The sequence below is a fragment of the Fenollaria sp. genome (assembly GCF_057222035.1).
On the sequence record NZ_JBXXYC010000013.1, the window covers coordinates 1 to 12,668 of the forward strand.

The window sequence follows — 12,668 nt, forward strand, 5'->3', positions numbered from 1 at the left end:
ACATATGTTGTTTGACACCTTCTGGCGTTTCCATCCACTTTCCTTGTTTGTATAGTTCTACGCATTCTTTTTTGAATTCATAACTATATCGCATAAAAATACCCTCCTTACTGGTTTGTCCAGTAAAGAGGGTACATATCAAAATGAGTCCATTTTTTAATTTTTTTGCAATAAAATGTGTTATAACTTATAAGAAAGGATAGGTGTTTAGTATATGGATTTGTTAGATATGGTAAAAGGAAAAAAATTAGATGAAACAGGTGAAACAAAAAAATTATCAATTCGTGGCAAAGTTAATGACATGTATACTGTTTATGCCATACCATTAGAATATTTATATTATAATGATCAAAATGGTCGTATTAATACAGCTTATAAAAAATACAGTTCAACTAATGGTTTGTTAAGTCCAGAACCTGGGGATTCAGAATATAATATGATTTTTGAGAAATTTATCTACGAATCTAATGTACAAGCGATGAAAGAGACTAAGCAATCTATTCTTGACAAGTTACAACAAGAACCAGGCGTAGTTCTTCCAGATGGAAGAGTAATAGATGGCAATAGAAGACTTACTGCTTTAAGAATGATTGCACGAGAAAACAATGAGGATAGAAGTTTTAATGCAATAATTTTACCTTTGTATGTAAAATCTAAATATGATGAAAAAATAATAAAAGAGCTAGAGCTAGATTTACAGCTAGGTCGTGAAGAAAGAGTTAATTATGACCCGATTGATCGTATCTTTGATGTTTATAACACTATAGAAGTTGAAAAGTTAATGACTATTGATGAATATAAAAAAGCATCTGGAGCTAAAAATGCTAGAAGTATTAATAGAGATATAAGATTAGCAGAATTAATCAAAAAATTTATAGAAATAGTATCTCCAGGAGGAAATCCAATTGATAAATTTTATTTAGCAAGAGACTTAAAGCTTGATGGACCTATAGAAGAAATAGAAAATACTATATTTAAATTAAAATCAAAGGACAAAGAAGCTATAAAAGAGGCTGTTTTAGTATATTTGGTATCGTCTAAAGTAGGCGATGACCAAAACGATACAACACGTGTAATGAGAGATTTAAAGCAGAATGTGCTTCAAGACCATGACAGGTTACAATATTTTTTAAAAGCAGCTGATGAAAAAGTTGATGTTATTATGGATACATTTGAAAAATATCCGCTAAAATCAGCTAACGAGTTAAAAACTGTATTTAATCAAAATGCTGTGGCAAAAAAGAGCGTAGAGTCATTAGTAGAGTCTACAAAAAACATTGTCAATAAAGGAAAATATGTAAATGAAAGAACAAAAGCTTTGATAGAGCTAGGCAGTGTCAGGGACTCTTTATCAGATATTGATGCAGAGGATTTTTCAGAGCTAACACAAGATGAACGCATTCTAGCAAGAGATGTTATTAAAGATATCAATGATATTTTATATCGTCTAAATAAGGATATATAATTATGGCATTTTCTAATGATTTAAAGAAAAAAATTAAACCAGAGTATACTAGTAATTTAGTCGAAGAGTTTTATAGACCATTACTTAGAGAAGCTGAGCTATATCAGCGTGTTTCTGGCTACTTTAGTACGTCTGGTTTAGATTTATATTCAGATAGCTTAGAAGAGTTAGCAAAAAATGGCGGCAATTTAGAATTTATTATTTCAAAAGAAATAAGTAAGGAAGATTATGACAGAATAAAAGCAGGATACAATTTACTTGAAGAGATTAAACCATTAAAGCTAGCAGAAAGAAATGAAAGGCTTACACTTAAAACACAAGAGCAGCTTGGAAATTTAGCTTTTATGATTGCAATGGGAAGGGCAAGGATAAAAATTGCTCTTACTAATAAAGGAATTTTTCACGATAAGTTTGGAATCATTTCATCGGGTAATGAAAAAGTGTTTTTCAATGGATCTGTCAATGAAACAAAAAGTGGCATGAACATAAATTATGAAAGCATCAGCGTTGATACATCTTGGGATATTAGTGAAAATGTTCAGTTTAGAATAAAGTCTAATCAAGAAAGATTTGAGAGATTATGGAATGATGAAGAAGAGGGAGTAAAAGTTGTAGAAGTATCAGAAATAGCATATGAAGAAATTGCTAAATATCAATCTCAATCAACAATAGTTAATATTGATAGACTTAATGATAATGAGACAGGATATGATCAGCATCCAAATTCAATTATCTTTAAATTAATAGACGATACTGTAATAAGAGAGGATAAAACAGAAATACAATTAACGGCAAGTGACCGTAAATTAAGACCAGGCAGTGATATATCAATATTTTTCGAGGAAGATAATTCTACTATAAGTAAAGAAACAACATACAAAGATATAGAAAGAATTATTAGAGTTACTAAAGAAAGAGCTGAAAGAAAAGGCTTAGAAGTCATTGTGAGTAAGGCTGTATCAGAGTACTTACAACAATATAAATATTCAATAGAAAAATACAAGATATTAGGTGATGTTTATAAAGGTGAATTAGATGAGTTCCCTTACGATAAGAAAATATCGTACCAAGAATTTTCTGAAATTGTTCAATCAGAAGTAGCTAGACCACTTTATGAACTACATTTAAGGTCAGCTTATTTTATGTATGAAATGTCTAGAGCAGCAAACTTCTCTGTTCCTGGTGCAGGTAAAACAGCTATGCTATTGGGAGTCTTTGCTTATTTAAACAGAGTTAATGCTCCAGCTAATGAAAGGATAGATAGAATACTTGTCGTATCTCCTCTTAATGCATTTGATAGCTGGAAGAGAGAGTTTGAAGCCGTTTTTGGAAATAAAAAAATGCTTAGGTATATAGATTCGCAAACATCAGCAGATTTTAGCTATGATTTATCAGTTAATTGGGGAGTGAGCAACTTAGTGTTAGTAAACTATGAATCGCTACCTAAATATTTAACAAAACTAGAGCAAAACATTGATATAAACACAATGCTTGTTTTTGATGAGGTTCATAGAATAAAAAATCCTAGAGGCAAAAGAGCAGAAAAAGCTTTAGAGCTATCTAAAAAACCTAAGTTTAAATATGTATTAACAGGTACGCCTATTCCGAATACTTATCAAGATATTTATAACTTCCTTCATATATTGTATGGCAATGAGTATAATTCTTATTTTGGATGGGACTCTAATTTTCTTTATAATCCAAAAATAAGACAAATTAAAGAAATTAATAAAAAACTATATCCATTCTTTTGGAGAACGAATAAAAATGATTTAAATGTACCAAAAGCAGAAGATGACAATATCATAAGAGTGAATCCAAGCCAAGAACAATTGGCTTTAGCTGAATATATATATTCAAAAGAAGACTCAAGCTTGGCGCAATTAATTAGGCTAATTCAAGCTTCAACTAATCCATCACTTGTAAATAAAGCAATTGATTATAAAGAATTAATGGCGTATGACGATGATGGTGATGGAGATGATAATATATACTCTATTTCAGAGGCAGAGTTTAACTCTTTATTAAATGAAAGTAATCAAGACAACATAGATAATTCTTATTCAGATATAGACGTTGACAATATGGTTTCTCCGAAATTTACCGAGGGAATTAACTTGGTTCAAAAGCTAGTCAATGAAGGTAAAAAAGTTTTAGTTTGGGGAATTTTTATTGACACAATTTATAAAATAAGAGATGCATTAAGAGCAAAAGGCATTAAAGTTAATTTAGTATATGGTGGAACAAATAAATTAGAAAGAGCTGTTTTAATTGATGAGTTTAGGGACGGAGATGTTCAAGTTTTGGTGTCAAATCCACAAACTTTAGGCGAATCAATCTCGTTGCATCAAACAGTTCATGATGCGGTTTATTTTGAATATAATTTCAATTTGACATTTATGCTCCAATCAAGAGACAGAATTCATCGTTTGGGTCTGGATCATAATCAATATACAAGATATTACTATTTACAAACAGCAGCAGAGCCTTTTGAGAGTTATCGCCCTGGATATATTGATGAGAAAATATACAGACGATTAAAAGAGAAAGAAAGATTAATGTATGAAGCAATCGATGACAAGACTTTATCGATAGAGTATAGCGAAAACGAAATACTTGAGGCAATCAAAATTATTGATGAAGAAAGGCAAAGAATAAATAAAAACCATGAGTAATTCAAAAATAAAAGTTGTTGATCTATTTGCAGGTGTAGGAGGATTTCACCTTGGATTATCAAGAGCAAGCGAGCAATATGAAGTGGTTTGGGCTAATCAATATGAACCATCTAGAAAAAATCAGTTTGCTTATAATATATATAAAAAGAACTTTCCTCAAACGCTAATAAGCAATGAAGATATTACAAAAGTTAATAAAGACGAAATACCAGACATGGACTTATTAGTGGCAGGTTTTCCTTGTCAAGACTACTCAGTTGCAACGTCGGGTGCTAAAGGCATTGTCGGTAAAAAGGGTGTGCTTTGGTGGGAACTTCGCGATGTAATAAAGCGCAAGGAACCAAAATATTTATTATTTGAAAATGTAGATAGGCTCTTAGCCTCACCAGGAGTAAAAACAAAAAAGACTGGACGCGATTTTGGAATTATACTAAGAACATTATCAGATCTTGGATATGGAGTTTCTTGGAAAATGATAAATGCTGCGGATTATGGATATCCTCAGCGTAGAAGAAGAACTTTTATATTTGCATATAGAAATGAAAGTAATTTTTATGAGACTGTATCTAATATTGTAAAAAAAGATGATGATACAATAATCGAATTTATAAAAGATATGGCTCCACTATCAAGTACTATGAATAATGAGTCTGTATCTAATCTGACAAAAATTGACCTAAACACATTTAATAATTTAACAGAACTTTCAGATAAGTTTTTCTTTAAAAAAGGATTTAAAAAGACAGGGCTAATGATTGACGGTAAAGTATATATGGCTGATTATGTGCCTAATTGTAGGAAAGAATCTGTACTTAAAGATTTGCTAGTAGAAAATATAGAAGATGAGAAATTTTATTTGGACGAAGAAAAAATTGAAAGATTTAAGATACAGAAAAAAGGGTTCCGTGAGATAAAAAAATCACCTAAGGGATATGAATATAAATACGGTATGGGTAGCATGGAATTTCCAGATTCTATAGATAGACCAGCAAGAACAATAGTTACATCTGAGTCTACTGTCTCTAGAATGAGTCATGTAGTTAGAGATCCAGGCAATATGCATCTGAGAGTACTTTCACCTATAGAAACAGAGAGAATAAATACATTCCCAGATGATTGGACTAAACTTGATGGAGTATCAAATTCACACAGATACTTTACTATGGGCAATGCACTAGTAGTTGATTTAATCAAAGAAATTGGAGAGGAAATGCTAGATATAATCAATGCAGATTGATTTAAAGCAATTATATAATTAAAGGAGAATATATGGAAATTTTAAGAATTATACTACCCTTACTCATTGTCTGCGTAGTAGTTGTTTACATGATCTACACTGCTAAGAAAAGGCAAGGCGATGACAAGGACGAAGGAGAAGAAACTTACATGTCTGAGGGCATGAGCATAGGCATCTGCTTAGGTGTTGCTGTATCAACAGCGCTTGATGGTGAGCTTGCCATTGGCATATCTGTTGGCATGATGCTTGGCATGGCCATTGGCATGAGCATAAAAAAGAAATAAGTGAGGGGATTATATGCCATTTCTACTAGATTTATCTGGAATAGAATTTAAGCTTGATATACGCGGATACGATAAAAATTATGACAAAGCACCTGACAATGCTTGGTGTGAGTGCGACTTCTCTTTTAAGGCGAGTCCATGGCTTGACTACGAGATAAAAAATGATGAACTGCTCTTATCAAGTGAAGTGGACGAGCTTTCAAAACTATTGACTACGCATTTAAATGGTGAACTTTGTGAAGATATCGATTACTTTTGTTTGGAGTCAGACTTTGTTTTTAGATTTTGCCAAGAAAGAAATGTAGAAAAAGACAAGGATATATGCTTAGAGTGGCGTGTATATCTATGGCATGATTACTACACGGAAAATTTTATGACCTTTACATTGTTTAGAGAAGATATAGAAAAATTAAGAGATTATTTAATAAGTGTGATGAAGAAATAAATAAAATACGAAAGAGATAGGTGCCATGCCTATCTCTTTTTATGCAAATGGCGTTGAAATCATTATAAAATATTTATTAGCACAGGCTAATGTGGTATAATAAAGTAAAAGGAGTGATACTATGTTAATTATAGAGATAATCATTTTATGCGCAGTATTTTTCGCCCTATGCTTTTTAGGCACAGGAACAGACGAGAAAAACCTTAAGAGCTATGCCTCGTACCCAGATGAAGTGCAAAAGCACATCAGAGAAGTAGACGAGTACCAAGGCAAGTTCCATGAAGCTAATAAACTTGTCACATGGTTTGCAAATCTAGTAATATTTTTAGTTTTATTCATGATTTTCGGAGCCTTTATTCGTGAAAAAGATTTTTCGCAAAATTTTATAAATTTACTCATCTTAGGCGAGGCGCTAAACATCTTCGATTTAGTGGTCATAGACCTACTTTGGTGGAGAAATACAAAACGCATAAGACTAACGAAAATCCAAGAAAAAGCCTTGTACCAAAATCCGAAGAAACACATCGAAGCCTTTTTTAGAGCAATTCCAATGTATATAATCGTCGCAGCAGTTGATGGATATCTCTTGACACTGTTTTAAATAAAACCCAAGGAGCAATAAATGAAAATAAATAAAAAACACATTTTAATCGCCACAATCACCATAATCATAGTCCTTGCACTATTAGCCTTTGATGTGCGGCTAAAAATTGTTCAATACACTATCACTTCGGAAAAAATTAAAAAACCTATGCGCGTAGCACTAGTAACTGATCTTCACTCATGCAAATATGGCGCGGCCCAAAAAACGCTGATTGATGCGGTGGATAGAGAAAAGCCGGACATGATTCTTTTGGGCGGCGACATCTTTGACGACGAAATTCCTGATGACAACACGAAAATTTTTCTTAGTGCCATCGCGAAGAAATATCCGTGCTACTACGTTACTGGTAATCACGAGTACTGGAGCATGCGTGTGAACGAAATGCTTGACTGGCTTCGTGCGCATGGCATTGAGGACATCGGTGGCAAGACCATTCGCACGAGTGTTATTGGCAATGAAATCTGTCTATCTGGTCTTAACGACCCTGATGAGGCGCGCTACACAGGAGAGGGAGCTGGCATGAAGGCCGAGCTTGGACGCGCTATGAATGAAAGGGATGATACAGCTTTTACGATGCTACTAACCCATCGCCCGTCTTTTGTGAATTTGTATAAGGATGCCGGCTTTGATTTAGTTTTGGCAGGCCATGCTCATGGTGGTCAGTGGCGCATACCAGGCCTTTTGAATGGTGTCTTTGCGCCTGACGAAGGATTTTTCCCGAAATACGCTGGCGGTTTTTATCATTTTGATAATGGTGGGGAAATGATTGTTAGCAGGGGGCTGGCGAGAGAATCGACTAGGGTGCCGAGGATATTTAATAGACCGGAGCTGGTTATAATTGATCTAAAACCATAAATAAACAAAAATAAGGCTTGTAATCAAGTCTTATTTTTTATCTATTAAGTCCATCTATACAAAAGTGAGTAATTATAAGAACTTTTTATGTTACATTTGTGTTAAATATAGTTAAATGCTTGATTTTTATATGGGGGGGGTGTATAATGATTATATATGAGATTTTATAAAAATACTTAAGGAGGAAGAAAAATGGATAATTTTAAATCAAATTATTTAAAAAGAACACTCAGTTTAGTACTAGCAGTGATCATGATGATTACGCTTGTACCACTTGGTAGTTTTACAGCACTAGCTGCATCTACACCAGCAGATGCGACAACAAGTGCAACATACTACAGAAAAGCAAACTGGGAAAACAAAATTAAGGACAAGTCCCGTTGGCCTGTAGGCGACAAACAAAGACTTGTAAGAGTTACTACATCAGAACCACTAAAGATGAACGATGTAAACTACGACGGAGCATTTATTGATGCTAATGGTAGAACTGTTCTTAGACTTATTTATAGAGAAAGAGCAGCTGCTACTTCCGGAGTTTGGTATAGGGCCCTATTTAACTTTGGAGATCTAGACCAATACATCGACTACAACAAGTCCTATGTTGTAGGTAGAGATGGCGAAACAAAGTATGATTTAAAGCCATTTAACGACGGAAAGGAAAGACTCCTAGACATTGGTCTAGCTACTGGAGACAGGACTAACCAAAGAAAGAACCTACCAATCAACCTAGTATTAAAAGAAGGCTTAAGAACTAAAGACCTAGGTAATAAGAACTTCATAGTTCAAATGCGTATTACTAACAATGACAAGGCAGAAAAAATATATGCCTATGCGCCTGGTAAGTCTTCAATGGACTATTCATCTTATACAAAGACAACATCGGTATCACTTGAAGATAAAGTTGACTCTCTTTTCTTAAAGGGAGGTTCCCAAAGCGACAGTGAAAATGCTACCAACCAAGAATTTTTCATGTCTGAATTTATAGCTAATCCAGAAAAATATGATGATGCAAGTAATATCGGCATTATAAGAACTCAATACATGGGTCAGAGAAAAGGTACTGCAGCATCACCTACAGTAGAAGGTGAAAATATTGCCTTTGTTCAAGTCTTTGATGCAAAACTAGTTGATTTCTTAAAAGAAGAAGCTGATGGCACTATAGCCTACACAAACCTTCTAAAAGTAGATAGGACTGATTCAGGATATGGCCATGAAACAAAAATCAAAAAGACTGATATCAACTACGCAAATGGCGGCAAGCTAGCATATATTGTATTGGCACCGAAGGCCTTCCAAAAAGATGGTGTTACAAAGGTAGAAATACCTGCCCATGACCAATATACAATGCTTCAAGGTTTTTACTTCACTGCTATTGATTATCTGGTAGACAAGACTAAATTTGCAGAAAGCTTTACCAATACTCGTAAGCTAGACTACTCCATGATGTCCGGTTGGATGAATCCAAATATTAACGGATGGACGGTTTTTGAAAAAGAATATGAAAACGACTATAGAGTACCTGAAGGAGAATCTTACCTAATTGACGTAGGAACAAAACCTGCAAGTAACCAAATCATGATTCAAATTGGTGACGAAACAAGAGCTCTCTATAGAAAACCTCAAGGTTACTACAATGGCTACGTTACTGGCAAAAATGGTATTGACCAAATCGATGAATTTGCTAAAGGTGTATATGAATTTACACTTAGAGAAGGTGCTACTATTGAAAAAGGACAAAAGATAAGAATATTTGTACCTTATGTAGGAAATCACCCAGATACAGTTAACTTCTTAGAAGCAAACGACGGTACAGACTATAACAAGGGATCTGCCCAATTAAGATTGCAAAAAGATAGAAATATCAATATGCACCTTTACACAGACCTTCCTAGAGGAGCATCTTTTAAATTAAGATACACTCTAAAAGGTGGAACAGAAGAAAAATCACTAGATTTCACTACACCAAAAGCAGGTACATTCTGGCAATATAAAGATAACGACAAAGTTCTAACAGGTATACCTAATACATCCATCCTTTCTACAGGTGGTAATTTCTGGATTAACACAAAAAAATTAGAGCCAGGTAAGGACATCATCGTAGATGCCTATGACGAAAATGGTCAAAAGATAGAAGGCAAGACTTCATCCTTCAGATATTCTAAAGTTAACAAGGTAAGTGTAAACAAGGATATGACTTGGGTTGACCACTCAGACACTTCATCCATCTTATCGATCAACAAGTCACTTTACACTCCATATCAATTATTATTCACAAATGATTATGCAGATGGAACAGATGACTTCTATAAGGATCCAAGAGTATTGCCAGCCGACAATGCTAAGTTTAACACTGATACAACAAGCTTTATTGGTTATACAAAGTATGACGGCGGTAAAGTAAGAACTCTTTATGAAGAAGGAAAAGTTGGCAAATTTTATGCCAAAGTTGAAGCTGCCGAAGATGAATATACTGATAAGGGCGAATTAAAAACCAATAATAGTAAGAAGATTACTATTCCTAAGTCAGATATCTTCGATGCTCAATTTGCAGGAGACAACAAAGAATATAGGGCTTACGAATACGAGGTCGATCTAACAAAGATGCTTCCTTATCATTCAGAAGATAAAACTGAAACTAAGCTTGAACTTAAAAAGGACATGAAGTTTGTTTCAACAGCATCAGACGGATCATCACTTCCATCTGACCTATATGAAACAAGAGTTAGAGCAAGAGTATTGTTCGATGCAAATACTGGTAAATTAACTGAAAACGGCAAACAAGTTGATAAAGCTGTTAAGATAGTTCCAGATAACGTTAAGTTCTACGGTCAAGAAGGATACGCAGCTAATGGTTTTGAAGGAGCAAATGTTGAAGCAAACACTGGAGATAAATTCCCAGAAGCACCAAAACTAGATAATAAGAACTTCTTAGGCTGGGTTACTGAAGAAGGCAAGAAAGCACTAGGCGACAAGGCAGTTGTTGCGGCTGATGCTTTTGCCAAATTAAGCAAAGATCAAATCTTTACTAATGAAACACCTGTAACAAAACATTTGGTTGTCTATGCTATCTACTCAGAAGATGTAGCAGTTACCTTTGATGCGAACGAAGGTAAGTTTGGTGATGGCAAGGATACAACTTCAGTAAAAGTTGAAGGTGGAAATGTAACAAAACCAGCTGACCCAACAAGAGTTGGATATAAATTCTTAGGTTGGGCAGCAACAAAAGATGCAAAAGAAGCTGATGCTAACATCTTAAATAATGTAACAGCAGCGAAAACTGTATATGCAGTTTGGGAAAAGAATGCTAATGCAGAACTTACTTTAAATAATCCTGCAAAAACTCCAGTAGGAGATTTAAACGCACTAACATCTGGAGAAAAGGATGCAGTAATTGCGGCTATTATAAAAGCAAACCCAGATGCAAACTTAACAGCAGCAAATATTAAGGTTGAAAACGACGGTACTGCTACCGTAAGCAAAGACGGCAAGACCAAAGAGTTTAAACCATCAGAAACAGTGGAACAAAAAGAAGTTCAAAATAACTTCAACCCACCAAAAGAACCGGTTCTTGTAGGAAATACAAGTGGATTAACTACTGAAGAAAAAGATGAAGTTAAGAAAGCAGTAATAAAAGCAAATCCAGATAGAAACCTTAAAGACGATGATATTACTGTAGGAGACGATGGTAAAGTAACTATCAACCAAGATGGTAAGACAGGAGAAATCTCACCTGATAAGACAGTTAAGGCAAAGGACTCAGTTCTAAAATTAGTTAATCCAGAAATAACAGAAGTTAAGAATCCTAATGACCTTACTGAAGAAGAAAAGGATGCAGTAAAGAAAGCTGTTATTGCAAAGAATAAAGGCTTGACTGAAAATGACATCACAGTAGATTCTAAAGGTAACGTTAGTGTTAAGACCAATGCTGGAAAGACAGGAGAGATTCCTGCTGCAAAGACAGTTAAAGAAAAAGACTTATCTAAATTAAAGAATCCAGCAATAACGCCTGTAGCAGACGACAAGCTACTAGTAGAAAATGAAAAACAAGCAGTTAAAGATGCTATCAAGGCTGCTAACAAAGACTACGACCTACAAGATAATGAAATCACAGTAGATGAAACTGGTAGAGCAACCGTTACAAGAGGTGGATCTTCAAAAACATTTGAAGCAAAAGATACTGTTAAGAAGAACGAAAGCCTACTTGATGTTAAGGCACCAGCGAAGACAGAAGTTGCAAACATCAATGACCTTACAGAACCGGAACAAGAAGCAGTAGAAGCAGCTATCATTGCAGCCAACCCGGACCTTAAATTAACGAAACAAGAAGTAGTAATTAACGATGACGGATCTGCTGTTATTACAAGAGGTGACAAGAAGTATGCCCTTGCACAAAAAGATAATGTCGTTGAAAAATTAAAATACCCAGAAATAACTGAAGTTGCCAATCCGGCTAAACTTACTGAAAACGAAAAAGCTGATGTTGAAAGAGCGGTAAGAAAAGCTAATCCAAATCTTCCAGAGGGTACTAATGTTGTTGTAGGAAATGATGGTACAGTAACAGTAACTTATCCAACATCAGATGGTAGAAGTCCAGCAACAATACCAGCTAAAAATACAGTTGTAAAAAATAATACTAAAGATACAACAGCACCAGCAGCACCAACAGTAGAAGCAAACGACGATGGCAGCGTAACAGTAACACCACCTAAGGATGTAGACGTTAAATCCATGGATATAACATATACACCAGAAGGTGAAGGTACTACAGCAAAGACAATTACAGCAACAAAAGACGACTATGGCAATTGGTCACTACCAGCAGATAGCGGTCTAAAAATAGATCCAGCATCTGGCGTAGTAACAATCCCAGCAGACAAGGTAAAAGATGAAACTGATGTTACAGCTAAGGCAACAGATGAAGCTGGTAACATATCAACAAAAGAAGGTAAAGCAACAGCTAAGACACCAGAAACTGGCATCAAAGCACCAAAAACACCAGTAACAGTAGACAACTCAAAAGCATTGACAAAAGATGACAAAGACAAAGTTAAAAAAGCTGTTGAAGATGCAAATAAAGATGGTGAAGGCAAGAGCACATTACCA

Annotated in this window: 8 protein-coding genes; all 8 read left to right on the forward strand. The window is 34.7% G+C overall.

Annotated features, from left to right (window positions below; translation table 11 throughout):
* Positions 1-214 precede the first annotated feature (214 nt).
* Entirely contained in the window at positions 215-1,465 is a 1,251-nt protein-coding gene (locus tag AC2UOP_RS07120; RefSeq protein WP_484833150.1) for a hypothetical protein, read from the forward strand.
* Positions 1,466-1,467: 2 nt separating this feature from the next.
* On the forward strand, positions 1,468-4,140 hold the full coding sequence (locus AC2UOP_RS07125) for an SNF2-related protein (protein ID WP_484833151.1): 2,673 nt from the start codon (positions 1,468-1,470) through the stop codon (positions 4,138-4,140).
* Positions 4,133-5,377: a DNA cytosine methyltransferase gene (locus tag AC2UOP_RS07130; RefSeq protein WP_484833152.1), complete on the forward strand. Its 1,245-nt coding sequence runs from the start codon at positions 4,133-4,135 to the stop codon at positions 5,375-5,377. The genes AC2UOP_RS07125 and AC2UOP_RS07130 overlap by 8 nt, the downstream gene beginning before the upstream one ends.
* A gap of 32 nt (positions 5,378-5,409) precedes the next feature.
* Positions 5,410-5,661, forward strand: coding sequence for a glycine zipper domain-containing protein (locus AC2UOP_RS07135; RefSeq protein ID WP_484833153.1), 252 nt, complete (start codon positions 5,410-5,412; stop codon positions 5,659-5,661).
* A gap of 13 nt (positions 5,662-5,674) precedes the next feature.
* A complete protein-coding gene (locus tag AC2UOP_RS07140; RefSeq protein ID WP_484833154.1) occupies positions 5,675-6,106 on the forward strand; it encodes a WapI family immunity protein in 432 nt (143 codons plus the stop codon).
* Positions 6,107-6,227: 121 nt separating this feature from the next.
* Positions 6,228-6,707: an ABC transporter permease gene (locus AC2UOP_RS07145; protein ID WP_484833155.1), complete on the forward strand. Its 480-nt coding sequence runs from the start codon at positions 6,228-6,230 to the stop codon at positions 6,705-6,707.
* A gap of 21 nt (positions 6,708-6,728) precedes the next feature.
* Positions 6,729-7,565 (forward strand): metallophosphoesterase, encoded by an 837-nt coding sequence (locus tag AC2UOP_RS07150; RefSeq protein ID WP_484833156.1) that lies wholly within the window; start codon positions 6,729-6,731, stop codon positions 7,563-7,565.
* Positions 7,566-7,757: 192 nt separating this feature from the next.
* Positions 7,758-12,668, forward strand: a 4,911-nt coding sequence (locus AC2UOP_RS07155; protein WP_484833157.1) for an InlB B-repeat-containing protein, incomplete at its 3' end; no start/stop codon positions are given.